Here is a 23,918-nt window from a genome sequence, read left to right on the forward strand (position 1 = left end):
GACGCCGTCCCGCTATTCCCGATGCGTTCGCACAGCAGGGCGTCAGCGGTCGAAGAGCCCACCGAGGAAGTCGTTGCCGAGGTTGGACGCCTGCTCGCCGAGACCGGACGCCTGCTCCCCGAGGCCCGCGGCCTGCTCGCCGAACCCGCCGAGGAGCTGCTCGCCCTGACCGAAGAGCCCCTCGACGCCACCGCCGAGGTCACCGAGCCCGAGGTCGCCCATGCCCGAGGCGATGCCCTCGAAGTCCACGCCGAGGTCGGCGGCCCCTGCCAGGACCGGCCCGGCGGCGGCACTCAGCACCGCTCCCCCGGCCACCGCGGCGGCGAGGCCACCGAACGCCATCGCGCCGGCGCCGACCGCTGCACCACCGGCGAAGGCCCCGGCGCGGCCACGGCCGTTGCCGTTGCCGTTGCCGTTGCCGTTGCCGTTGCCGTTACGGCCGGAACCACCGAGGACCCGTCGGACCAGACCCGGACGCGACATCTCACCGCGGGTCATCGCACGGGCCATGCCGCCCGCCGAGTCGTCGCGCAGGTGCTCATGGGGCGGGAGCTCGGAGTTCAGACGGTCGCGGACCTGCTGGCGCTGCGCGGGGGTGAGCCGCGCGAAGGCGTCGTGGTGGACCTGTTCGAGCTGCTCCGGCGACGAGGTGCGGAGCAGGTAGTCGTACTTCGCCAGGGCGACCTTGTCGGCGTCGGCCCCGTGCTGCGGCGTGCCGGCGTGCTGCTGCGGCTGGCCGTACTGCGCCGGCTGCGGCTGGCCGTACTGCTGCGGCTGCTGGCCGTACTGCGGCGGCTGCTGCTGGTTCCGGTCGTCGCCGGTCAGCTTGTCCGCGGCGCTGCGCACGATGCCGCGCCAGTCGGTCCCGCCCTGCTGCGATCCGGCGCCGGGCGCGGTTCCCCCCTGCCCACGCTTCTGGAGCTGCTTGTCGATGGCCTTGGAGGCCATGCCGAGGATGCGGTTGAGGTTCGCCATGCCCCGACCTTTGCGTCCTCACATGTGAAGGCCCGGCGCTGCTCCGGTGCGACACCCGCGCAACGCATCCCGATCCCCTGGGAACCGGCGCGGCTCAGGACAGGATGCGCGCGAGGAACGCGTTCCGGAACCGCCCCGTGGGGTCGAGGTCCCGGGCGAGTGCGGCGAAGTCGGACAGCCGCGGGTACGCCTCGTGCAGCCGCTCGGCACTCGCGGCGGAGACCTTGCCCCAGTGCGGCCGCGGGTCGAACGGTGCCAGCACGTCCTCGATCCGGGCAACCGCCGCGGCCACGGCGGCGGCGTCACGACGGAACGTGAAGTGCAGGCCCACCGACTGCCGACCGGACGACGGCGCGAGCCAGGCGGTGTCGGCCGCGATGGTGCGGACCTCGGCGGCGATGAGGATCGGGGCGAACAGCGACGCCAGCGGTCGGAGCGCCTCGAGCGCCGACACCGCCGAGGCTGCGGGGATCAGGTACTCCGCCTGGATCTCAGCCCCGGTCGACGGGGTGAACGAGGACCGGAAGTGCGGCAGCCGCTCCGACCACGGCCCCGGCACGCCGCCCTGCTCGGTGACCCCGGCAGGGTCGTTCTCGCCCGGGTGCACCGGGCCCGAGGCAGCTCGGGCTCCCAGGGCGACGAGGTCGACAGCCGGTGCGGCCTCGTCGACGCGGTGCTTGACCCAGACCTGCCGGGCACCGCGGTCGTCGAACGACGTGAACATCGACACCGAGTACGCGTCGGACATCACCCGGTCGAACTGCGCGGCGACGGCGTCCCACGGAAGGTCGAGGTGCACCGTCGTGGCGACCTGGAACGTCGGCTCGATCGCGAGCTCCACCGCGGTGACGACGCCGAGCGCACCGATCCCCACCCGGTGGGCGTCGAGCAGCCCGTCGGGCGACGAGGCGTCGACGTGCACGAGTTCACCGGAGGCGCGGACGACGTCGAGGCCGACCACCGCCTGCGCGAGCGACGGGTTCCGCACACCGGAGCCGTGCGTGCCCGTGGCGACGGCCCCGGCCGTGGAGATGTGCGGCAGGGACGCGAGGTTCCCGAGTGCCCAGCCACGGGCCTCCAGACCGGCCGCGACCTGGCTGTGCGTCATGCCGGCCGCGACCCGCACGACGCGACGCGACGTGTCGATGTCGAGCACGGGCGGCAGGTCCGACAACGCGACCTGGACGGCATCGGTGTCGGCGATGGTGTTGAACGAGTGTCGCGAGCCGAGCGCCGTCAGGCGCGGCGTCGAGGCGACGAGCTGCTGGAGCTCGGCCACCGACGTCGGCCGGGCCAGCGCCGAGGCGCGGTAGGTGACGTTGCCCGCCCAGTTGGTGCGGGTGCGCTCGGCCGCGATCACGTCGTCCATCGTGGGTCCTGACTCCTCTAGAAGCCGCGGTCGAGACGGTGCCACGTCTGCTGGAGACGCAGCTCGTCGCGGAACCCGCGTGCGGTGGTGTGCTCGTCGATGACCAGGAACTCGGTACCGACCATGGTCGCGAAGTCCTCGACGACCTGCAGGCCGACCGCCGTCGTCATCACGGTGTGGTGGGCGGCGCCGGCGGTGAGCCAGGCCTCGGCGGCGACGGGGAACGACGGCCGGGGCTCCCAGACCGCGCGGCCCACGGGCAGCTTCGGCAGGGCCTCGGTCGGGGGCACGACGTCGACGACGTTGGCGGTGAGGCGGAAGCCGTCGCGGGTGTCGGACAGCGCGACGACGACTGCCTCGCCGGAGTCGGCGGTGAAGACCAGGCGGACCGGGTCGTCCTTGCCGCCGATGCCGAGGGGGTGGATCTCGAGCGTCGGCTTCGTGGTGGTGAGCGTCGGCGAGACCTCGAGCATGTGCGCCCCGAGGATCTTCTCGGCGCCCGGGGTGAGGTCGTACGTGTAGTCCTCCATCAGGGAGGCACCACCGGGCAGGCCGGCACCGGCGACGTTCATCGCGCGGACCAGGACCGCCGTCTTCCAGTCACCCTCGGCACCGAAGCCGTAGCCGTCGGCCATCAGGCGCTGCACGGCCAGGCCCGGCAGCTGCTTGAGCGAGCCGAGGTCCTCGAAGTTCGTGGTGAACGCGGCGCTGCCGTTCTGCGCGAGCAGGGTGCGGAGGCCGATCTCGATGGCGGCACCGTCGCGGAGCGCGGCGTGCCGTTCGCCGCCGGCGCTGCGGAGTGACGGGTCCACGTCGTAGTCGCGCTCGTACGTCGCCACGAGTGCGTCGACCGCTGCCGTGTCCGCTGCTGCGGCGTCGACAGCTGCCGCGAGCTCGTTGACGGCCCACGTGTTGACCTGCACGCCGAGCTCGATCTCGGCCTCGGTCTTGTCGCCCTCGGTGACGGCGACGTAGCGCATGTTGTCGCCGAAGCGGGTCAGCTTCAGCTCACGGACGGCCGCGGCGCCGGCGGCGGCACGGGTCCAGTTCGCGACCCGCTGCTGGACGCGGGGGTCCGAGACGTGGCCGACGGCCGTGGCGTGCCGGACGCCGAGGCGGGCCAGGGCGTAGCCGAACTCACGGTCGCCGTGCGCGGCCTGGTTGAGGTTCATGAAGTCGAAGTCGATGTCCGCCCAGGGCAGCGTGACGTTCGCCTGCGTGTGCAGGTGCAGCAGTGGCTTGGTCAGCGCCTGCAGGCCGCCGATCCACATCTTGGCCGGGCTGAACGTGTGCATCCACGTGGTGACCCCGATGACCCTGTCGTCGGCGCTCGCCTCGATGAGCGCCCGGCGGATGCCGTCGGCGTCCTTGAGCACGGGCTTCCAGACCAGCTTCACCGGCAGGTGCCCGGCGAGTTCCGCGTGGACGGCCCTGCTCTGCTCCTCGACCTGGCGCAGGGTCTCCTCGCCGTAGAGCCCCTGGGAGCCGGTGAGGAACCAGACCTCGTAGCTGTCGAGCGTTTCCTGGGGGTCGACGGTGGTGTCCTGCGTCATCGCATGGCTCCTTCGGGGTTCTGTCCGTAGACGTTCTGGTAGCGATCGAAGAGTCGATCGATGTCTGCTTCGGGGATCGGCACGGCGTCGCCGAGCTGCCGCGAGATGTGGACGGTCCGTGCCACGTCCTCGCACATCACGGCCGCCTTGACGGCGTCCTTCGCGTCCTTGCCGATCGTGAAGACGCCGTGGTTCTGCATCAGGACCGCGCGGCTGCGGTGGCCGCTCAGGGTGTCGACGATCCCGTGACCGATCGAGTCGTCGCCGATGATCGCGAACGGGCCGACCGGGATGGGTCCGCCGAACTCGTCCGCCATCGCCGTGATCACGCACGGGATCGCCTCGGCGCGGGCGGCCCAGGCGGTCGCGTACGTCGAGTGGGTGTGCACGACACCGCCGACCTCGGGCATGTTCCGGTACACGTAGGCGTGCGCGGCGGTGTCGCTGGACGGGCCGTGCTCGTTGCCCCAGCCCTCGGCCGGCACGCCGTCGAGGGTGCAGACGACCTGGTTCTCGGGCGTCAGGTCGTCGCTCGACACCCCGCTCGGCTTGATGACGAACAGGTCCGTGCCGGGCACGCGCTCGGAGACGTTGCCGCCGGTCCAGATCACGAGGCCGTAGCGGACGAGTTCGCCGTGCAGGCGCGCGACGCGCTCCCGCGTCGTCGCCACCGCCTGGCGTGTGGTCTCGTCGATCGCGTCCGTCATCGGGTCACTTCCTTCTGGGTCGTCTCGGTCGTGTCGGCCTGGAGGCCCGGCCCGGCTGCCGTCGTCGGCTCGCCGCCGTCGGTGGTCGCGCTGGGGCGGGTCGCCGCCGCGGCGACGTCCTGCACGGGCAGTGCGGCTCGGTAGCGCTCCAGGTACGTCTGGAACCCGGCGACGTCCGCCGGCTCGGGTTCGGCCACGTGCACGGCGTCCCCGCCGAACACGGTGTCGGACAGGTAGTCGGCGAGCTGCTGGTCGGTGTGCTCGAGGTAGGCGGCTAGGACGGCGATCCCCCACGCACCGCCTTCGCCCGCGGTCTCCTCGAGCGCGATCGGCACGCGCAACGCCGCCGCGAGGAGCCGCTGCGGGCTGCCGGGCGTGCGGAACAGCCCGCCGTGCGCGGTCATGCGGTCGACCTGCACCTGTTCGCCGTGCAGGACGTCCATGCCGATGGCCAGGGTCGCGAACGCGCCGTGCACCTCGGAGCGCACCAGGTTGCCGAGCGTGAAGCGTGCGCCGGGGGTGCGGAGCAGCAGGGGCCGGCCGTCCTCGACGTGGGTGACGGGTTCGCCGGCCAGGTAGTTGAAGGAGAGCAGGCCGCCGGCGTCGGGGTCGGTGCCGTCGGCGACGGCCTCGGCGAGCAGGGTGGCGTAGACGTCGTCGATGCCGATCGGCGTCGAGCCGGTCCGCTCGCTCGAGGCCTCGGCGAAGCGTCCGAACACCCGGGCCCAGCTCGCGATCTCGCTCGCGCCGTTGTTGCAGTGCACCATGGCCACGGCGTCGCCGGCCGGGGTGGTGACGACGTCGAGTTCCTCGTGCGCGGTGGTCAGCGGCTGCTCGAGCACGACCATCGCGAAGATGCTCGTGCCGACGCTGACGTTGCCGGTGCGCGGGGCGACGGCGTTCGTCGCGACCATGCCGGTTCCGGCGTCGCCCTCGGGCGGGCAGAGCGGTGCGCCGGGTTCGAGCGTGCCGGTCGGGTCGAGCCAGGTCGCACCCTCGGGGGTCAGCTCACCGGCGTCCGCGCCGGCGACGAGGACCTCGGGCAGCAGGGACCGCAGGTCCGGCACGCCGATCAGGTCCTGCGCGGTGGCGAGCATGGCGTGGTCGAAGTCCTTCGCGCCCGGGTCTCCGGGGCCGCTGTCGACGGGGCCGCCCTCGATCGGGAACATGCCGCTCGCGTCACCGACGCCCAGGACGTTCCGCCCGGTCAGGCGTCGGTGCACGTAGCCCGCCAGGGTCGTGACACCGGCGATCTCGGCCACGTGCGGCTCGTCGTCGAGGACCGCCTGGTACAGGTGGGCGATCGACCACCGCAGCGGGATGTTGAACCCGAGGGCCTCGCTGAGCCGTTCGGCCGCGGGGCCGGTCGAGGTGTTGCGCCAGGTGCGGAACGGCACGAGCAGCTCGCCCGCGGCGTCGAACGCCAGGTAGCCGTGCATCATCGCGCTCACGCCCACGGCGCGGTACGTGGTGGGAGTGAGGCCGTACTGCATCTCGACATCGGCCACCAGTGCGGCGTACGCGGCCCGGAGTCCGGTCTCGACGGCCTCGAGCGAGTAGGTCCAGCGGCCGTCGACGTACTCGTTCTCCCACTCGTGGGAACCGGCCGCGATGGGGACGAGGTCCTCGTCCACCAGGCAGGCCTTGATGCGGGTGGAGCCGAGCTCGATCCCCAGTGTGGTGCGGCCGTCCACGATCCGCTGTCGGCGGTCGTCGCCCATGCGTTCCTCCAGAACCTCGTCGTCCCCAGTGAGCGCTCACATCCTGGCACGTGAGCGCTCACTCACGCAACGCCGCGGCGCGCCGCCCGCCCGCCCCGCCCGCCCCGCTCCTCCGCCCTCCCGCCGGCCCCACCGGTCGAAACACCCCGCTCAGTTCCCCCCCACCGGTCACGAACCGTCGTCCAGCGCATCGGTGGCCGACCGTTCCTGACCACTCGACGTCGCACGCACGACGGGTCGTGACCGTGCGGCGAACGAGGGGCGACGACGACGTGCGACCACCGCAGCCCCACACCCGCGCAAGTCCCGACCGCCCGCCACCCCACACCCGCGCAAGTCGCGACCACCCGCCACCCAACACCCGCGCAAGTCCCGACCACGGGCCACCCCGCACCCGCGCAAGTCCCGACCACGGGCCACCCCGCACCCACGCAAGTGACCGACCACCGGCCCGCCGAACCCACGACACCCCGAACCGCGGCGCCGGGGATGGTCACGACACCCCGCTGCCTCCCCACCGCGCGGTCACGAACTGTCGGCTGGAGGTGCGCCGAGCAACGAGTCGTGACCGTTCGGCCACGGCGGACGGGGTGTCGTGACCGCTCGACCACGGCGGACGGGGTGTCGTCACCGCGCGGTCACGAACTGTCGGTTGGAGGTGCGCCGAGCGACGAGTCGTGACCGCCCGACCACGGCGGACGGGGTGCCGTGACCGCCCTAGGCGCCGACGGTGCTCTCGCGGATGACGAGCGACGGGGTCACGGCCGCCGACGACGCCGTCCCGCCGTCGATCAGGGCGAGGAGCGCCTGCCCCGCGACGCGTCCGAGCTCCTCGAGCCGCAGGTCCACCGTGGTCAGCGGCGGCCTCGAAGCGAGCGCCATCACGTCCCAGTCGTCGAACCCGGTGACCGCGACGTCTCCGGGCACCGAACGCCCGAGCTCCCGCAGCCGGTCACACACGCCCCGGGCGATCTGGTCGCTGCCGCAGACGATCGCGTCGACGTCGGGCGACTCCCGCGCGAGCACGTCCACCGCCTGCCGCCCCCAGCGCTCCGACCACTCGCCGTACAGCGGGTCGGTGACCAGGTGCGATCCGAGGACCGACGCGGCACCTGCCACCCGTCGTGCCGCGGACCGGTGTCGGGCCGGCCCCGTCACGATCGCCACCCGCTGCCGCCCGAGCGAGCGCACGTGCGAGGCGACGAGCGCCGACCCGGCGGCGTCGTCGAGGGTGATCGACACGTCGGCGTCGTCGGTCGAGGGCGTGAAGGCGTAGACGACGGGGATCGACACGTCGATCGGGGGCCGGGCGTCGGCGGAACGGCCGGTCACGATGATGCCGTCGACGCCGCGGGCCGCCAGGGAGCGCAGGTAGTGGGCCTCGCGCACGTGGTCGTCGCGGGTGTCGCACAGCAGGACGGCCATCCGCCCGGCGGACAGGGCGTCCTCGGCGCCGAGCAGCACCGGGATCGAGAACCGGCCGAACGAGTCGGTGGTGATCATGCCGACGGTGTAGGTCCGCCCCGACGACAGCGCACGGGCCCGGGCATCCCCGACGAACCCGAGCTTCTCGGCGGCTTCCTTCACCCGCAGCCGGGTGGCGTCCCGCAGCTGCCCGGTGCCGTTCAGCGCCTTCGACGCGGTGCCGATGGACACCCCGGCGAGCGCCGCCACGTCGGTGATCCGGATCGGCTGACCGGTGCGTTCGAGCGTCACGGCAACCACCTTTCCGACGACGAGGACGTGCCGATGACCTTACACAAAACCGTCGGGATGCCCTTGCGCGGCGTGCACCCCGTGTCGTAACGTCCACCGCAGAAACCGTTTTCCGGATGGCCAGCCTCATCCGAACGGCACCGAGTCACATCGCAAGGAGGCGACATGACCACCACGCTCGCGACCGATCGCGGCGCGCACACCGCGACCCCGGTCCTCCCGACCGCCGACGCGCACCTCACGCTCCGGCCGCTGCCGACCGGCGACGCCCGGGTCACCGGCGGCTTCTGGGCGCTCCGCCAGGAGCGCAACGGCCGCGACGCCGTCCGCAGCGGCTACCAGCAGCTGGAGACGGCCGGCAACTTCCGCAACCTCCGCATCGCCGCCGGGCTCGAGGAGGGCGAGGCCGTCGGCCCGATCTTCATGGACTCCGACGTGACGAAGTGGCTCGAGGCCGTGGCGTGGGAGTACGGCCGCGCCCCCGCCGAGGACCTGCTCGACCTGCAGCGCGAGGTCACCGCCCTGTACGCCCGGGCGCAGGCCGACGACGGGTACCTGGACTCCGTGCAGCAGGTGCGCGGGAAGGGTGAGCGGTACACGGACCTCAAGTGGAGCCACGAGATGTACTGCGCCGGGCACCTGTACCAGGCGGCCGTGGCCCAGCACCGTGCGACGGGCGACACCGGGCTGCTCGACGTCGCGATCAAGAACGCCGACCACCTGGTCCGCACGTTCGGCGATGGCACCGCACCCGACGGCACACCGAAGACCCGCGACGTCGACGGCCACCCCGTCGTCGAGATGGGCCTGGTCGAGCTGTACCGCGAGACCGGCAACCGCGACTACCTCGACCTGGCGCACTGGTTCGTCGACGCCCGCGGGCACGGCATCATCGAGCGCGCCGGCGGCGAGCCGACGTACTTCTCCGACCGGGTGCCGAGCCGGCAGGCCACGACCGTCGAGGGGCACGCCGTCCGCGCCGTGTACCTGGCTGCGGGTGCCGTGGACGTCGCGATCGAGACCGGGGACGCCGAGCTCCTCGCCGCGAGCGAGCGCCAGTTCGCGGACATGATGGCGACGAAGGCCTTCATCACCGGGGGCCTCGGTGCACGCTGGGACTGGGAGGCGTTCGGCGACCCGTACGAGCTGCCGACCGACCGCGGCTACGCCGAGACCTGCGCGGCCATCGGCGGCGTGCAGTGGGCCTGGCGGCTGCTGCTCGCGACCGGCAAGCCGGTCTACGCCGACGCGATCGAGCGCCTGCTCTACAACGCGTTCCTCGCCGGGGTGAGCCTGGCCGGCACCGAGTACTTCTACGTGAACCCGCTGCAGCAGCGCGACCACGCCCACCAGGACGAGAACCGCTCCCCCGCCCACGGGCGACGCGGATGGTTCGACTGCGCCTGCTGCCCGCCGAACATCATGCGCACCTTCGCGAGCCTCGACGGCTACCTGGCCACGGCGACCGACGGCGGGCTGCAGATCCACCAGTACGCCACCGCCGACCTCGGTCCGGTGCGGGTCGAGACCGACTACCCGCACGACGGCCGTGTCCGTGTCACGGTCACCGAGGACGGCCCGCTCGCCCTGGGCCTGCGGATCCCGGCCTGGTCGGACACCACGACCGTCACGGGTCCGGACGGGTCCGCGAGCCCGACAGCGGGCACGCTGCACGTCGTCGACCGCGAGTGGTCGGCGGGCGACACGGTCGAGCTCGTCTTCGACACGACGCCGCACCGCTACGTCGCCGACACCCGCATCGACGCCGCCCGCGGGCAGGTCGCGATCGAGCGCGGCCCGCTCGTTTACGCGGTCGAGCAGGCGGACCAGCAGGGCTTCACGGTCGACGACTTGACGGTCGACGCGGACGCGCCGATCACCGAGGAGCGCCGCGAGGACCTGCTCGACGGCGTCGTCACGCTGCGGATCCCGGGGCACGCCCCGGCCGAGCACGTGCAGCCGGCCTGGCCGTACCAGCGTCTGGACGGGCCGGGAGGCGCGACCACGGCCCGCGACGCGACCCGCGTCGACGACGTGGCCGGTCCGCAGGGCGCCACCACGGGCCTCCAGGCTGGTCACGACGGCCGCGACGTCACCGCGACCGCGGTCCCGTACTACGCGTGGGCCAACCGGGGAGCCGCGCCGATGCGCGTCTGGCTCCCGCTGGCGCGGTGACCGGCGTGGACCGCCGAGCGTTCCTCGTCGGCGGCGTCGCCGGCGGGGCCGCCCTCGCCCTGGCCGGGTGCTCCGGCACCCTGCCGAAGGTCGTCGCGAAGCCCGCGAGCTTCGGGAAGAACGCGACCGGCACCGTGCAGGTGTGGTGCCGGTCGGCGACCCAGGCCGGCCTGACGTCGGCCGTCGCCGGGTTCAACAAGGCGAACCCGGCGCTGCAGGTCCAGCTGACGCCCGTGCCGGACGCGCAGTACGTGACCAAGCTCGCGACCGCGATCCGCGGGGGTGAGCCGCCGGACGTCGTGGACATCGACGACATCAACTCGCAGCTGTTCATCTTCCGCGAGGCGTTCGCCGACCTGACCGACGTGGTCGAGAGCCTGGACTACTTCGACGCGATCTCACCGGGGCACCTGCGCCTGCTCGAGTACCGCGACCGGTACTACGGCCTGCCCTACCTGGCCGACAACTCGCAGCTGTTCGTGAACACCGAGCTGTTCGAGCGTGCGGGCCTCGACGTCGAGGAGTCGACGAAGGACCTGTCCACGCTGCTCGACGCGGCGAAGGCCATCCGGAAGCTCGACGACGACGTGTACGGCTGGTCGATCTCCGGCAACGCCGCGGGCATCATCGGCTTCGTCACGCAGCCGCACGTCTGGGCGACCGGGGTCGACATGATGACCGGCGAGGTGGGGTCCCAGCGGGCGAACATCACCGGCAACGAGGCCCTCGAACGCATGCTCGAGTTCTACCGGCAGCTGTGGAAGGACGGCGTGCTGTCGAAGGCGACGTACTCCGACGCCGGCACCACGTGGGGTGCCGACTTCCGGGCCGGCAAGGTGGGGATCTTCCCGACCTCGTACGGGGCGACCGTGCCCGCGGCCACCAAGGCGATGCGGGCGAAGATGCAGACGGTGCTCATCCCGTCGTGGGACGGCCAGCGGTCGTTCTTCGACGGCGGCGACAACATGTGCATCCCGAACGGGGCGGCGAACCCGTCCGGTGGGTGGGCGTTCATGCAGTACGCGAACGGCCTCCAGCAGCAGCAGGCACTGCCGGACGGCGGGTACTTCCCGACGCGGTCCGACGCCGCCACCCCGGAGTACCGCAAGCGGTTCCCGCTGGCGTACGGACCACTCGACGCCATCGACAAGGGCTACGCACCGCAGACGCTGGCGTACAACCTGCTCAACAACCAGCCGTCGTCACCGTACTTCGCGATGTTCCGCGAGGCCGTGTTCGGGTCGGGGAGCGCTGCCGCCATGCGGACGGCGCAGTCCGACTACCAGCGGATCCTCGACCAGGTGCAGGCCTGAGCCTGCCTGCCTGTCTTCTCCGCTCGTCCCGCTCGTCTCGCTCGTCTCGCTCTTGTTGATGCACAGAGAGGTGCACGCATGTCGACCATCTCCACCCGGCGCCCCGCCGGCCGGACCGGCCCGGGCCGTCCCACCGTGGGCCGCCGCCCGGGGCGTGGCGGCTCCGTCCGGACCCGCAACTCGCTCACCCACCCGCCGCGCACCGGCGCCGGCCTCGTCGCCCCGGCGATCCTGTTCGTCGCCGTCTTCGTGCTCGTCCCGCTCGTGTTCGCGCTCTACATCTCGTTCACGAACTGGCCCCTGATCGGCCCGTACCGGTTCATCGGGCTGCAGAATTACCTGACGCTGTTCCAGGACCCGACGTTCGTGCACGCCATCGGCTACACGCTGCTGTACACGGCGATCGTGACCCTGCCGATCCTGGCGCTCGGGTACTTCCTCGCCGTGCTCGTCCGCGCACGTCGCCGTGGCAGCACGCTCCTGCGGACGGTGTTCTTCCTGCCGTACGTGGTCGGGCTGACGACGCTCTCGTTCATGCTCGTGCTCGAGGCGCAGCCGAACTCCGGGGCCGTCAACATGGTGCTCCGCTGGCTCGGGATCACCGACGGCAGCACCGCGTGGCTCGTGAACGGTCCGCTGGCGACGCTGCTCATCTGCGTGCTCGTGGTGTGGGCGGTGTCCGGGCTGACCATGGTGCTGCTCATGTCGGCGATGCAGGGCGTCCCCGACGAGGTCTACGAGTCGGCGCAGCTCGAAGGGGCTTCCTGGTGGCAGACCGAACGCCTCATCACGTTCCCGATGATCCGCTCGACCGTCGCGCTGAGCGTCATCATCTCGGTGATCGGGTCGCTGCTCGCCTTCAACCAGTTCTACATCCTGACCCAGGGCGGGCCGGGCACCGAGACCACCACGATCGTGAACGCGATCTACAACCGCGGGTTCGTGAACCTGCAGCTCGGGGCCGCGACCGCCCAGTCGATCGCCCTCGTCGTGGTGATCGCCGCCGTGACGGTGTTCCAGTTCTGGGCACTGCGAGAGAAGGACTGACGCCATGAGCACCACGACCTCCCGTGCGGCCCTCGCGGCGCCGGATGTGTCCACCAGGACCCTGACCACCACGGGTGACGGCCGACGTCGGCGCCACCAGCAGGGCAGCGTCCAGCACCCCCGCGACACCACCGTGAAGCGCACCCTGTACGCGATCGCCGGCATCGGTTCCGCGCTCGTGTTCGGGGTCCCGCTCATCTGGTCGATCCTGCGGGCGTTCCAGTCCGAGGCCGTCATCACACAGGCCCCGGACCCGGCGACGTTCTTCCAGCTCGGGTGGCAGAACTTCGCCGCCGTGTTCGCCTCGTCGTCGCACCTGCTCACCGGCGTCGTGAACTCGCTCATCGTGTCGATCGCCACGGCGGTGCTGACCGCGGTGATCGCGACGATGGCCGGCTACGGGTTCGCCCGCTTCCGGTTCCGGGGCGCCGGGCTCGTGTTCGGCCTGGTGCTGCTGACGATGATGGTGCCGTTCCAGGCCATCCTCACGCCGCTGTACCTCGAGATGAACGCCATGGGGCTGACGAACTCGCTGCTCGGGCTCGTGCTGTTCTACACGACCGTGAACCTGCCGTTCGGGGTGTTCGTGATGCGGAACGCGTTCGAGTCGATCCCCACCGAGCTCGAGGACTCGGCCTTCGTCGACGGCGCCTCGCGCTTCCGGGTCGTCGTGTCGGTGCTCCGCCCGCTGCTCCTGCCCGGGGCGGCGACCGCGGCGCTCTACGCGTTCCTGGCGTCGTGGACGGAGTTCCTCGGAGCCCTGACGTTCCTGACGAAGGACTCGCTGTACACGCTGCCGGTCGCGCTGCTCAACCTGCAGACCGGGGCGTACGGGCAGGTGTCCTACGGCAACCTCGTCGCCGGGTCGGTGGTGGCGATGATCCCGTGCATCGCGCTGTACGTCGGGTTGCAACGGTTCTACGTCGCCGGGCTGTCGTCCGGGGCGTTGAAGGGCTGACGGTCGGGTCAGCTCGGGGTCGTGCGCGGCTTCGCACCGTGCGCGGCCCCTCGGCCGGTGCGGGGTTGGCCGCTCGGTGCGTGACTGTAGCTCCGCACCGAGCGGCCAACCTCGCGCCGGCCGCACAACGCTGCACCGTGCGCCGCGCCACCGCGCAAGGAAGAACCTCGCACCACCCGCACACCGCCGCACGGTGCGAGGGGGCGCTACGTGCTGCGCCGCACCACCAGCTCGGGCGCGAGCAGTGTCTCGTCGCGGGGCTCCCCCTCGACCAGGGCCCGCACGGTGTCGAGCACCCGCTCCCCCATCGCCCGGAAGTCCTGCCGCACGGTGGTCAGCGGCGGCGTGAAGTGCGCGGCCTCGGGGACGTCGTCGAACCCCACCACCGCGATGTCGTCGGGAACCCGCAGCCCCTCGTCGGCGAAGGCGTGCAGCACCCCGAGGGCCATCTGGTCGTTGCCCGCGAAGACGGCGTCGACCGTCCCCACGTCGATGTGCCGGGCGGCCGCGAAACCGCTCGCCGGGGTCCAGTCGCCCTCGAGCACGACCGGTTCGAGCCCGGCGTCCTGCATGATCCGCACGTAGGTGGCACGGCGCACCTCCGACTCCTGCGACACGTGCGGTCCGGCGATGTGCACGATCCGGCGGTGTCCGCGGTCGAACAGGTGCTGCATGACGAGCGAGGTGCCGGCGGCCTGGTCGATGGCGACGGCGGCGACGCTCGGCGCGACCGGGGTCCGGACGGCGTCGCGCTGCACGGCGTTCGACACCACGACGGGCACCGTGACCGGCACGGTGAGCGACGCGAGGGCGTCGAGCACCCGGTTGTCGGCGGCGACCAGCACGATCGCGGCGACGTCCTGCGCGAGCAGCGTGGTGAGCGCCCCGGACAGGTCGGCCGGCCGCGGCTCCTCGGGCAGGGTCGACAGCAGCACGTGGTACCCGGCGGACCGCGCGGCCCGTTCGAAGCCGATCGAGGTGCTCGACGGTCCGTACAGCGCGTCGCCGGCGGTGATGATGCCGAGCGCCTTGCTCCGCCCACCGGCGAGCGCCCGGGCGGCGGCGCGGGGCCGGTACCCGAGCTCGGTCACGGCGTCCGTGACCTGCGTCCGGTACTGCTCGCGGACGGTCGGATCGCCGTTGATCACACGGGAGACGGTCTGGTGGGACACGCCGGCGCGTTCGGCGACGTCGAAGATCGTCGGGGCCTTCCGGCGCTTGCCGCCCCTGCCCTCGGGGGCGGTCGTGGTGCTCACGTGGCCAACCGTACCGCTCGGTCCGGTCGCCGCGGCAAGATCACGAAACGGCGGTGTTGAGTTGACACCCCGTCACGGAACCCACAAGATGTGAGCGCTCACACGAGCGCATCCCACGGGGCACAGCAGCCCCGGCACCCGACCGCGTCGAGGACGACGCGAAGGAACAGAGGTACTTCGATGATGAAGCGCAGGATCATCGCGGGCGTCGCAGCCGTCGGCATCGCGATCTCGCTGGCCGCTTGCTCGGCCGGCGGCCGTGCGTCCACCGATGGTGGCGGCAGCGGCGACAACAAGGGCGCCCTCGTCGGCGTCGCCATGCCCACCAAGGTCTCCGAGCGGTGGATCAAGGACGGCAACGCCGTCAAGAGCGACCTCGAGAAGGCCGGCTACAAGGTCGACCTCGAGTACGGCGACAACAAGGTCCAGCAGCAGGCCCAGCAGGTCAGCAACATGATCACCAAGGGCGCGAAGGTCCTGATCATCGCGTCGATCGACGGTGGCGCGCTCTCCGACCAGCTCGACGCCGCCGCCAAGGCCGGCATCAAGGTGATCTCGTACGACCGTCTGCTCACGGGCAACAAGAACGTCGACTACTACGTGTCCTTCGACAACGAGAAGGTCGGCGTCGACCAGGCGAACAGCCTGCTCACCGGCCTGGGGGTGCTCGACGCTGACGGCAAGAAGACCGGCGAGAAGGGCCCCTTCAACATCGAGGTCTTCGCCGGCTCGCTCGACGACAACAACGCCGGGTTCTTCTTCAACGGCGCCATGAAGACGCTCAAGCCGTACCTCGAGGACGGCACGCTGAAGATCCAGTCCGGCCAGGACCAGCTGTCCCAGGCCGCGACGCAGCAGTGGGACCCGGCCACGGCCAAGGCCCGCATGCAGAACCTGATCGCCAAGTCCTACTCGGGCGGCACCACGCTCGACGGCGTGCTCTCGCCGTACGACGGCATCTCGATCGGCATCATCTCGGCACTCCAGGGCGCCGGGTACGGCACGAGTGACCGTCCGCTCCCGACCGTCACGGGCCAGGACGCCGAGGCCGCCTCGGTCAAGTCGATCATCGCCGGCCAGCAGTACTCGACGATCTACAAGGACACGCGCAAGCTCGCCAAGCAGTCGGTCACCATGGCCGAGGACCTGCTCACCGGCAAGAAGCCCGAGGTCAACGACACGAAGAGCTACGACAACAAGGTCAAGGTCGTCCCGACCTTCCTGTTCCAGCCGACGGTCGTCACGAAGGACAACTACAAGGAAGTCCTCGTGGACTCGGGGTACTACACCGAAGCCGACCTGAAGTAGTCAGGCCCATCTCACGGACCGGAGGCGCGGTGCCAGACCGCACCGCGCCTCCAGTCCGTCTCCACCAGCGCGCCCACGCGCGCACGACGGAAAGGCGTCCACATGGCGGACACCATCCTCGAGATGCGGGACATCACCAAGACGTTCCCCGGCGTCAAGGCCCTGCAGGGCGTCTCGATCGAGGTCGAGCGCGGCCAGGTCCACGCGATCTGCGGCGAGAACGGCGCGGGCAAGTCGACGCTCATGAAGGTGCTGTCGGGTGTCTACCCGGCCGGCTCCTTCGACGGCGAGATCCTGCTCGACGGCGAACCCGTGCGGTTCGCGAACATCAACGACTCCGAGGCTGCGGGCGTCGTGATCATCCACCAGGAGCTGGCGCTCAGCCCCTTCCTGTCGATCGCCGAGAACATCTTCCTCGGCAACGAGCAGTCCAAGGGCGGCTTCATCGACTGGAACAAGACGAACCTGACGGCCGCCGAGCTGCTCAAGCGCGTCGGGCTGAAGGACAACCCCGTCACCAAGGTCGTCGACCTCGGTGTCGGCAAGCAGCAGCTCGTCGAGATCGCGAAGGCGCTCTCGAAGGAGGTGAAGCTCCTCATCCTCGACGAGCCCACCGCCGCGCTGAACGACGACGACTCCGCGCACCTGCTCGAGCTCATCCGCTCGCTGCAGGCCGAGGGCATGACGGCGATCATCATCAGCCACAAGCTCAACGAGATCAAGGCGATCGCGGACAAGGTCACGATCATCCGCGACGGCAAGACCATCGAGACGCTCGACATGCGGGCCGACGACGTGTCCGAGGACCGGATCATCCGCGGGATGGTCGGTCGTGACCTGTCGAACCGGTACCCCGAGCGCGAGAACCCCGTCATCGGCGAGGAACTGCTGCGGATCGAGGACTGGACCGTCCACCACCAGCTCGACTCGTCGCGCGAGATCATCCACCAGGCCAACCTCAACGTCCGCGCCGGCGAGGTCGTCGGCATCGCCGGGCTCATGGGCGCCGGGCGCACGGAACTCGCGATGAGCGTCTTCGGCCAGTCCTACGGCACCGGCATCAGCGGCACCGTCTACAAGCGCGGCACCCCGATCAAGACGCACACCGTCTCGCAGGCGATCGACAACGGCATCGCCTACGTCACCGAGGACCGCAAGCGGTACGGCCTGAACCTGATCGACGACATCAAGCGGAACATCTCCGGGTCGGCACTCGGCAAGCTCGCCAGCTGGGGCTTCGTGAACTCCTCGGAGGAGACCACGGTCGCGACCCAGTTCCTCAAGAGCCTCAACATCAAGGCGCCGAACGTCGACGTCGTGACGGGGAAGCTCTCCGGGGGGAACCAGCAGAAGGTCGTCCTGTCGAAGTGGATGTACGCCGACCCCGACGTGCTCATCCTCGACGAGCCGACCCGCGGCATCGACGTCGGCGCGAAGTACGAGATCTACACGATCATCAACCAGCTCGCCGACCAGGGGAAGGCGGTCATCGTGATCTCCTCCGAGCTCCCCGAACTGCTCGGCATCTGCGACCGCATCTACACCCTCTCCGAGGGCACCATCACGGCCGACGTCCCGCGCGCCGAGGCGACGCCCGAGGTCCTCATGCAGTACATGACCCAGGAACGGGAGACCCCTGTCAATGAACGCGCTTAAGTCCGCCGTCGGCTACCTCACCGGGCAGCTCCGACAGATCGGCCTGTTCATCGCGCTGATCGTCATCGTCATCTTCTTCCAGGTGACCACGAACGGCATCACGCTGGCCCCGATCAACGTCTCGAACCTGATCGTCCAGAACAGCTACATCCTCATCCTGGCCATCGGCATGGTCATGGTCATCATCGCCGGCCACATCGACCTGTCGGTCGGCTCGGTGGTCGCCTTCACCGGTGCCATGGCCGGCGTGATGATCACGCAGTGGAACATCCCGTGGCCGATCGCGGTCGTGCTCTGCCTGGTGGTCGGTGCGCTCGTCGGCGCCTGGCAGGGCTTCTGGATCGCGTACTTCGGGATCCCGGCGTTCATCGTGACGCTGGCGGGCATGCTCGCGTTCCGCGGCGCGGCACAGATCGTCCTGCAGAACCAGCAGATCTCGCCGTTCCCCGCCGGCTTCCGCTCGCTCGGCTCCGGCTTCCTGCCGTCCTTCGGCACCACCGGGTACGAGCCGCTCACGATGATCCTCGGCTTCGCCGCCGCGGCCGTCATGGTGATCGCGGCGTTCCGCGGTCGCATCACGCGTCGCAAGTACCAGCTCGAGAGCGAGCCGTTCGCCTGGTTCATCGTGAAGACGGCGTTCGGCGCCGTGCTCGTGATCTACGTGGCGCTCCTGCTCGCCAGCTACAACGGCACCCCGATCGTGCTCGTCGTGCTCGGTGCCCTCGTGGTGATCTACTCGGTCGTCATGCGGAGCGCGGTGTTCGGCCGCCACATCTACGCGATCGGTGGCAACGCCCTGGCCGCGCAGCTGTCGGGTGTGAAGACGAAGCGCGTCACGTTCCTGCTCTTCGTCAACATGGGTGTCATCTCGGCCCTGGCGGGCGTGGTCTTCACCGGCCAGCTCAACCTGGCGGCACCGGGCGCCGGCAACGGCTTCGAGCTCGACGCCATCGCCGCCGTCTTCATCGGTGGTGCGGCCGTCACCGGCGGCATCGGCACCGTGCCGGGTGCCATCGTCGGTGGTCTGATCATCGGCCTGCTGAACAACGGCATGTCGATCCTCGGTGTCGGCACCGAGTTCCAGTCCCTGATCAAGGGTCTGGTGCTGCTCGCCGCCGTCGCGTTCGACGTGTTCAACAAGCGCCGGGCGGCGTCCGCGCGCAAGTAGCGGTCGCGCGCGTGCGCGTTCGCGCGTTCGCTTGGTGAGCAGAAACGGTCGGGTCCTCGATGGGGACCCGACCGTTTCTGCTCACGACCGCGACAGGACGGCCCAACCCCCGGCCGGGAGGCGCAGGGTCCCGTCCCCGAGATCGGCCCCGCCCGCCTCGACCTGCGTCGCGTCGGCCACGGGCACCTCGACGGGATCGTCCGACAGGTTCAGGGCGGCCACCATGGCGGCGTCCGCCGTCGCGGTCCGCAGCACCACGGCGGTGTTGGTCAGGTGCACGACGTCGGTGTGCGCGCGGTGCAGCCACGGGTTCCGGCGACGCAGGGCGATGAGCGCCTCGTACGCGTGGGTCAGGTCCGTCGGCGCCGGCACCTCGGCCGGGAACTCCGGGCGTACCGCGTCGTCGCCGCCCTCGCGTTCCTCCTTCACCCCGGTCCAGCCGTACTCGTCGCCCGCGTAGACCACCGGGGTCCCCGCCACTGTGAACAGCACCGCGGCGGCGTGCCCGGCGAACCGCTCCCCCACCGCGCTCGCGATCCGGGTGACGTCGTGGTTGCCGACGAACGTCGTCGGGGCGAAGGTGGCCAGCAGCGCGTCGTGCCGCTCGATCGCGTGCGCGAGCTCGTGACCGTTGCGGTCCGCGATGCCGTGCCAGATCCCCTGCCACAGCTCGTACTGGGTCAGCGAGTCCATCGTCGAGTCGCGCGCGATCGCCGCCGCGTCACCGTGGATCACCTCGCCGCTGAACCAGGCGTCCGGGAACCGCTCCCGCACCCGCGGCAGCACCCGCGCCCAGAACGCCGGCGGCACCGCGTACGCCGCGTCGAGCCGCCAACCGTCCACCCCGCGCGCAAGCCAGTGCGTCATGACCTGCACCACGAGGTCCTCGGTGGCGCGGCTGTCGTGGTCGAGTGCGACAAGGATGTCGTGGCCCTCGAACAGCCCGACGGGCACGGGCTGCCCCGGCTGCCACCCGGACCAGTCGATGGCGAACAGGTCGGCGGTCGGCGCCTCCGGGCCGTGGTCGGACAACGCGCGGAACGCCGGGTGCTCACGGCCGACGTGGTTGAACACCCCGTCCAGCAGCACCCGCACGCCCCGCTCGTGCGCCGCGGCGACCAGGGCGTCGAAGTCGGCGTCGTCGCCCAGGCGCGGGTCGATGCGGAAGTGGTCGACCGTGTCGTAACCATGGGTCGAGCTCGCGAACACCGGGCCGAGCAACAGCCCGTTCAGGCCGAGGTCGACGACGTGGTCGAGCCATGCGGTCAGGCGGTCGAGGCGGTGTTCGAGCGGACGCTCCCCCACCGGTGCCGCGGGGCGGACCTCGGCGCCGACGAAGCCGAGCGGGTAGACGTGCCACCATATCACGTGCTGCACCCAGGCAGGCTCGGACGGACGGGCGGGGACGGTGTCGGGGTTCACCGCTCCGATGCTGCCAGGCGCACCTGGACCGCGTGCGTGGTCGCTGTGCACCGCCCTGCCGAGCAGGACGAGGATGGGGCCATGGGACGGGCGATCAGGACGGAAGCCGATGCGTCGGCGTCGGAATCGGCACACGCCGAGCGCACCTGCGCCTCGTGCGGGCGACGGATGCCGTCGTCGGCGGCGCCGGAGGCGAAGTGGTGTTCCGGAGCCTGCCGTCGACACGGTCTCGACGACACCGACCGGGCTCTGGAACAGCGCATCGACGAACTGCTCGCGGCACGGGCACGGACCTCGAGCATCTGCCCGTCCGAGGTGGCACGCTCGCTCGACCCGGACGACTGGCGACCGCTGATGGAGCCCGCGCGTCGAGCCGCCCGCCGCATGGTCGCGCGCGGCGAGGTCGAGATCACCCAGGGCGGGTCCGTCGTCGACCCGTCGACCGCCAAGGGTCCGATCCGCATCCGCCGTCCGCGGTGAGGGAACACGTGTCGCCCAACGTGGGTTGCATCGAGGGATGACTGCAACCGGATCGACCGAACCGACCCCTGCCCGCCGCGAAGCCCTGGTCGTCGGAGCCAGTGGCATCACCGGTTCCGCCCTGGTGCGCCACCTGCTCGACCTCGGCTGGGACGTGACGGCGCTCTCCCGCCGACCGCTCGCCGAACAGGGCGTCCGGACCGTCGCAGCCGACCTGCGCGACCCGGAGAGCCTGGCGGCCGCACTCGCCGACGAGCACCCGACCCACGTCTTCTTCACCGCCTGGCAGCGGCAGGAAACCGAGGCGGAGAACATCCGAGTGAACGGTGGCATGGTCCGCGACCTGCTCGCGGCACTGTCGCACGCTCCGCTCGAGCACGTCGCCCTCGTCACCGGCCTGAAGCACTACCTCGGCCCGTTCGAGGCGTACGCCGCCGGCGAGATGCCCGACACCCCCTTCCACGAGGAGGAGCCGCGCCTCGACACCCCGAACTTCTACTACGCGCAAGAGGACGAGCTCTTCGCAGCCGCCGAGCGCCAGGGGTTCACCTGGTCGGTGCACCGCTCCCACACCGTGATCGGGCACGCCGTGGGCAACGCCATGAACATGGGCCTCACACTCGCCGTGCAGGCCACGCTGGCGAAGGAACTCGACCTGGACTTCGTGTTCCCCGGCAGTGAGGCGCAGTGGAACGGCCTCACCGACATGACCGACGCCGGCATCCTCGCCGAGCACATGGTGTGGGCCTCGACGTCACCCGAGGGTGCGGACGAGCCGTTCAACATCGTCAACGGTGACGTCTTCCGGTGGCGCTGGATGTGGCCGCGCCTGGCCGCGCACCTCGGTGTCGACCCCGCGCGCGTGGTGGGCTACGAGGACGCTCCGCGACCGCTCGAGGAGCAGATGGAGCCGTACGAGTCCGAGTGGGCCGGCATCGCCGAGCGCCACGGTCTCGCCGAGGCGGACATCACCCGGCTCGCCTCGTGGTGGCACACCGACGCCGACCTCGGTCGAGCGATGGAGGTCGTCACCGACATGGGGAAGAGCCGCGACGCCGGATTCACGGCGTTCCGCAGGACCGAGCAGGCCTTCGCGGACCTGTTCGCCCGGTACCGGGCGGACCGGCTCATCCCTTAATCGGGGAGGACGCCGATCAGAAGGCGTACCGGATCCGGCACGACGGCAGATGCTCGGCCACGAGTTCGCGGAAGCGCTCGACGAGCTGTCCCTTCATGCCGGACCGGTAGCGCACGTTCACGGCGCCGTTCTGGGACACCTTCTGCTCCTGCAGGTCCGGACGCCACAGCAGGTCTTCGGCCTTGGGATGCCACCCGAGGTTGACCTCGTGCAGGGGCTGGTTGTGGGTCAGGAAGATCACCTCGGCAGCGAGCTGCGCCTTGGCGGCCGGGGAGAGCACGTCGTCGACCTGACGGAGCAGCTCGGCCCAGTCCGACTCCCACGTCGGCGTGAGGATGACCGGCGAGAAGTTCAGGTGGACCTCGTACCCGGCGTCGACGAAGTCGTTCACCGCGGCGATGCGCTCGGCGATCGGGCTCGTGCGGATGTCGGTGACCTTCGCGGTCTCGTGCGGCATCAGTGAGAAGCGGATCCGGGTCCGGCCCATCGGGTCCCAGTCGAGCAGGTCGCGGTTGACGTACTTCGTGGCGAACGAGGCCTTGGCCGTCGGGGTCATCCGGAACAGGTCGCAGAGGTCGCGGACGTTGTCGCTGATCATCGCGTCGACCGAGCAGTCGCTGTTCTCGCCGATGTCGTAGACCCAGGCTTCCGGGTCGCACTGGTTCGGTTCGGTCTTCCGCCCCTGCTTGGCGATGTTCCGAGCCACGTGCTTGGTGATCTGGTCGATGTTCGCGAACACCGTCACGGGGTTGCTGTAGCCCTTGCGACGTGGCACGTAGCAGTAGGCGCACGCCATCGCGCAGCCGTTCGCGGTGGACGGTGCGATGAAGTCGGCGGAGCGACCGTTCGGCCGGGTCACCAGTGACTTCTTCACGCCGAGCACGAGCGCCTCGGTCTTGATCCGCACCCAGCGCTGGACGTTCCGTTCGTCGCCGTGCACCTCGGGGATGTTCCAGTGCGACTCGACCGGGACGATCTCGGCGTCCGGCCAGCGCCCGACGATCTCCTGCCCACGCTGCAGTTCGAGCGCGGCCGGCTCGGCGTAGATGCGTCGGACGTCGAGCATCGGGCGGACGCGTTCGTGACTCATCGGCTCCTGTCTACCCGGCACCACCGACGGTGCAGACTCGGACCATGACTGCCGAACCCGACGACCACTTCTTCGTCGTGGACGGCCGACGCTGGCGCCGCACCGACCCCGCCCTGCCCGAGGAGCTCGCCGCCGCACTCCGCTCCCATCTGGGGCGCGGGCGCAACGCCGTGAAGACCGCGAAGCGCGAGGGCGACGACGAGGCCCTGGCGGCGGCGCGGCACCGGAACGGCGTGGCCAAGCACGGCCTGGGCGAACGCGGCCCCGAGTGGTGGAGCCGCCCAGAGGCCGACCGGATCGCCGATGCCGAGCAGGCCCTCGCCGACCTGGACACTCTGCCGTGACGACGATCCGTCCACCGCGACTGGACCGCACCCTGACCGCCGTCGTCTTCGGCCCGGTGATCATCGGGACCGGAGTCACACTCGCGAGCGTGGCCTTCCTGCCCGGAGCATCGGTAAGGGTGTTCGTCTTCATCCTCGGTGTCGCCTTCATCGCCGGCGGGACCTGGGCCACGGCCAGGCTCCGACGCGTCACCGTGCACCTGTGCGACGACACCCTCCGGTACTCCGGCTTCCTCTCGTCGTGGACCGCACCGCGTGCGGGGATCACCGCGGTGCTCGACGACGCGTTCGTCGAGTGGCGCGACGATCACGGGGCCGAACACCGACGGCAGATCTGGCTGCTGACCCGGGCACGGGAGGACGACGGCACGAAGTTCGCTTCGCTCTGGCGGTGGCGACGCGAGGCACTCCTCGAAGTTCGAGCATGGGCGGCGGCTCGCGAGGTCCGAAACGTCCCATGACGCCCGCGATGGAAAGCAGAATCGGGCGTACCTGGTCGAGACTTCCGACCAGGTACGCCCG

Annotated in this window: 20 protein-coding genes; 11 read left to right on the forward strand and 9 right to left on the reverse strand. The window is 70.8% G+C overall.

Annotated elements, in window-relative coordinates; genetic code table 11:
- Nucleotides 1–42 precede the first annotated feature (42 nt).
- From FFG40_RS15870 to FFG40_RS15895, 6 genes are all read right to left on the reverse strand, one after another.
- On the reverse strand, nt 43–975 hold the full coding sequence (locus FFG40_RS15870) for a cation-transporting ATPase (RefSeq protein ID WP_138803999.1): 933 nt from the start codon (nt 973–975) through the stop codon (nt 43–45).
- A 94-nt stretch (nt 976–1,069) separates the two neighbouring features.
- Entirely contained in the window at nt 1,070–2,344 is a 1,275-nt protein-coding gene (locus FFG40_RS15875; protein ID WP_138804000.1) for an FAD-binding protein, read from the reverse strand.
- A 17-nt stretch (nt 2,345–2,361) separates the two neighbouring features.
- Nucleotides 2,362–3,897, reverse strand: coding sequence for an L-arabinose isomerase (gene araA, locus FFG40_RS15880; RefSeq protein WP_138804001.1), 1,536 nt, complete (start codon nt 3,895–3,897; stop codon nt 2,362–2,364).
- On the reverse strand, nt 3,894–4,604 hold the full coding sequence (locus tag FFG40_RS15885) for an L-ribulose-5-phosphate 4-epimerase (RefSeq protein ID WP_110862339.1): 711 nt from the start codon (nt 4,602–4,604) through the stop codon (nt 3,894–3,896). Before FFG40_RS15885 ends, araA begins: the two co-directional genes overlap by 4 nt.
- Nucleotides 4,601–6,325, reverse strand: coding sequence for a xylulokinase (locus tag FFG40_RS15890; protein WP_260678895.1), 1,725 nt, complete (start codon nt 6,323–6,325; stop codon nt 4,601–4,603). The genes FFG40_RS15885 and FFG40_RS15890 overlap by 4 nt, the downstream gene beginning before the upstream one ends.
- 717 nt (nt 6,326–7,042) lie before the next feature.
- Entirely contained in the window at nt 7,043–8,041 is a 999-nt protein-coding gene (locus FFG40_RS15895; protein WP_111224673.1) for a LacI family DNA-binding transcriptional regulator, read from the reverse strand.
- Nucleotides 8,042–8,206: 165 nt separating this feature from the next.
- Here FFG40_RS15895 and FFG40_RS15900 point away from each other — a divergent pair, with 165 nt between their 5' ends.
- The 4 genes from FFG40_RS15900 to FFG40_RS15915 all read left to right on the forward strand — a co-directional run bounded on the left by FFG40_RS15900 (nt 8,207) and on the right by FFG40_RS15915 (nt 13,534).
- Complete coding sequence (locus tag FFG40_RS15900; protein ID WP_138804127.1) at nt 8,207–10,216, forward strand: glycoside hydrolase family 127 protein; 2,010 nt, start codon at nt 8,207–8,209, stop codon at nt 10,214–10,216.
- A 5-nt stretch (nt 10,217–10,221) separates the two neighbouring features.
- Nucleotides 10,222–11,529 (forward strand): sugar ABC transporter substrate-binding protein, encoded by a 1,308-nt coding sequence (locus FFG40_RS15905; RefSeq protein ID WP_260678896.1) that lies wholly within the window; start codon nt 10,222–10,224, stop codon nt 11,527–11,529.
- A 78-nt stretch (nt 11,530–11,607) separates the two neighbouring features.
- Nucleotides 11,608–12,576, forward strand: coding sequence for a carbohydrate ABC transporter permease (locus tag FFG40_RS15910; protein ID WP_138804125.1), 969 nt, complete (start codon nt 11,608–11,610; stop codon nt 12,574–12,576).
- A 4-nt stretch (nt 12,577–12,580) separates the two neighbouring features.
- A complete protein-coding gene (locus FFG40_RS15915) occupies nt 12,581–13,534 on the forward strand; it encodes a carbohydrate ABC transporter permease (protein ID WP_138804124.1) in 954 nt (317 codons plus the stop codon).
- Nucleotides 13,535–13,740: 206 nt separating this feature from the next.
- Here the strand turns inward: FFG40_RS15915 and FFG40_RS15920 are convergent, their stop codons facing one another.
- Nucleotides 13,741–14,790 (reverse strand): substrate-binding domain-containing protein, encoded by a 1,050-nt coding sequence (locus tag FFG40_RS15920; RefSeq protein WP_138804123.1) that lies wholly within the window; start codon nt 14,788–14,790, stop codon nt 13,741–13,743.
- A gap of 180 nt (nt 14,791–14,970) precedes the next feature.
- Here FFG40_RS15920 and chvE point away from each other — a divergent pair, with 180 nt between their 5' ends.
- The 3 genes from chvE (at nt 14,971) to mmsB (ending at nt 18,922) form a co-directional block, all read left to right on the forward strand.
- Nucleotides 14,971–16,098, forward strand: a complete 1,128-nt coding sequence (gene chvE, locus FFG40_RS15925; RefSeq protein ID WP_027466162.1) for a multiple monosaccharide ABC transporter substrate-binding protein — start codon at nt 14,971–14,973, stop codon at nt 16,096–16,098.
- 102 nt (nt 16,099–16,200) lie between these two features.
- Entirely contained in the window at nt 16,201–17,754 is a 1,554-nt protein-coding gene (gene mmsA / locus FFG40_RS15930; RefSeq protein WP_138804122.1) for a multiple monosaccharide ABC transporter ATP-binding protein, read from the forward strand.
- On the forward strand, nt 17,741–18,922 hold the full coding sequence (gene mmsB, locus FFG40_RS15935) for a multiple monosaccharide ABC transporter permease (RefSeq protein ID WP_027466160.1): 1,182 nt from the start codon (nt 17,741–17,743) through the stop codon (nt 18,920–18,922). The genes mmsA and mmsB overlap by 14 nt, the downstream gene beginning before the upstream one ends.
- A gap of 81 nt (nt 18,923–19,003) precedes the next feature.
- Here the strand turns inward: mmsB and FFG40_RS15940 are convergent, their stop codons facing one another.
- Nucleotides 19,004–20,344, reverse strand: coding sequence for an alpha-amylase family protein (locus tag FFG40_RS15940; protein WP_138804121.1), 1,341 nt, complete (start codon nt 20,342–20,344; stop codon nt 19,004–19,006).
- 81 nt (nt 20,345–20,425) lie between these two features.
- Here FFG40_RS15940 and FFG40_RS15945 point away from each other — a divergent pair, with 81 nt between their 5' ends.
- Together FFG40_RS15945 and FFG40_RS15950 are read left to right on the forward strand one after the other, a co-directional pair.
- On the forward strand, nt 20,426–20,824 hold the full coding sequence (locus FFG40_RS15945) for a DUF3253 domain-containing protein (protein WP_017888385.1): 399 nt from the start codon (nt 20,426–20,428) through the stop codon (nt 20,822–20,824).
- 37 nt (nt 20,825–20,861) lie between these two features.
- Nucleotides 20,862–21,962 carry an SDR family oxidoreductase gene (locus FFG40_RS15950; RefSeq protein ID WP_138804120.1) on the forward strand — a complete coding sequence of 367 codons (1,101 nt, stop codon included), beginning with the start codon at nt 20,862–20,864 and terminating at the stop codon, nt 21,960–21,962.
- Nucleotides 21,963–21,978: 16 nt separating this feature from the next.
- On the opposite strand, the gene FFG40_RS15955 is transcribed toward FFG40_RS15950, so the two are convergent.
- Entirely contained in the window at nt 21,979–23,052 is a 1,074-nt protein-coding gene (locus FFG40_RS15955) for a spore photoproduct lyase family protein (protein ID WP_138804119.1), read from the reverse strand.
- A gap of 44 nt (nt 23,053–23,096) precedes the next feature.
- On the opposite strand from FFG40_RS15955, the gene FFG40_RS15960 reads away from it, so the two are divergent.
- Nucleotides 23,097–23,396 carry a biopolymer transporter Tol gene (locus FFG40_RS15960; protein WP_138804118.1) on the forward strand — a complete coding sequence of 100 codons (300 nt, stop codon included), beginning with the start codon at nt 23,097–23,099 and terminating at the stop codon, nt 23,394–23,396.
- A complete protein-coding gene (locus FFG40_RS15965; RefSeq protein ID WP_138804117.1) occupies nt 23,393–23,857 on the forward strand; it encodes a hypothetical protein in 465 nt (154 codons plus the stop codon). Before FFG40_RS15960 ends, FFG40_RS15965 begins: the two co-directional genes overlap by 4 nt.
- Nucleotides 23,858–23,918: the final 61 nt, after the last annotated feature.

The sequence above is a fragment of the Curtobacterium sp. KBS0715 genome (assembly GCF_005938005.2).
Taxonomy (GTDB): domain Bacteria; phylum Actinomycetota; class Actinomycetes; order Actinomycetales; family Microbacteriaceae; genus Curtobacterium; species Curtobacterium flaccumfaciens.

What these genes read in the sequence shown, in the direction of transcription:
- mmsA (WP_138804122.1), top strand. Translation starts at nt 16,201, where the DNA reads ATGGCGGACACCATCCTCGAGATGCGGGACATCACCAAGACGTTCCCC.
- mmsB (WP_027466160.1), top strand. Translation starts at nt 17,741, where the DNA reads ATGAACGCGCTTAAGTCCGCCGTCGGCTACCTCACCGGGCAGCTCCGA.
- FFG40_RS15910 (WP_138804125.1), top strand. Translation starts at nt 11,608, where the DNA reads ATGTCGACCATCTCCACCCGGCGCCCCGCCGGCCGGACCGGCCCGGGC.
- FFG40_RS15885 (WP_110862339.1), bottom strand. Translation starts at nt 4,604, where the DNA reads ATGACGGACGCGATCGACGAGACCACACGCCAGGCGGTGGCGACGACG.
- FFG40_RS15870 (WP_138803999.1), bottom strand. Translation starts at nt 975, where the DNA reads ATGGCGAACCTCAACCGCATCCTCGGCATGGCCTCCAAGGCCATCGAC.
- FFG40_RS15945 (WP_017888385.1), top strand. Translation starts at nt 20,426, where the DNA reads ATGGGACGGGCGATCAGGACGGAAGCCGATGCGTCGGCGTCGGAATCG.
- FFG40_RS15955 (WP_138804119.1), bottom strand. Translation starts at nt 23,052, where the DNA reads ATGAGTCACGAACGCGTCCGCCCGATGCTCGACGTCCGACGCATCTAC.
- FFG40_RS15960 (WP_138804118.1), top strand. Translation starts at nt 23,097, where the DNA reads ATGACTGCCGAACCCGACGACCACTTCTTCGTCGTGGACGGCCGACGC.
- chvE (WP_027466162.1), top strand. Translation starts at nt 14,971, where the DNA reads ATGATGAAGCGCAGGATCATCGCGGGCGTCGCAGCCGTCGGCATCGCG.
- FFG40_RS15950 (WP_138804120.1), top strand. Translation starts at nt 20,862, where the DNA reads ATGACTGCAACCGGATCGACCGAACCGACCCCTGCCCGCCGCGAAGCC.
- FFG40_RS15900 (WP_138804127.1), top strand. Translation starts at nt 8,207, where the DNA reads ATGACCACCACGCTCGCGACCGATCGCGGCGCGCACACCGCGACCCCG.
- FFG40_RS15915 (WP_138804124.1), top strand. Translation starts at nt 12,581, where the DNA reads ATGAGCACCACGACCTCCCGTGCGGCCCTCGCGGCGCCGGATGTGTCC.
- araA (WP_138804001.1), bottom strand. Translation starts at nt 3,897, where the DNA reads ATGACGCAGGACACCACCGTCGACCCCCAGGAAACGCTCGACAGCTAC.
- FFG40_RS15875 (WP_138804000.1), bottom strand. Translation starts at nt 2,344, where the DNA reads ATGGACGACGTGATCGCGGCCGAGCGCACCCGCACCAACTGGGCGGGC.
- FFG40_RS15890 (WP_260678895.1), bottom strand. Translation starts at nt 6,325, where the DNA reads ATGGGCGACGACCGCCGACAGCGGATCGTGGACGGCCGCACCACACTG.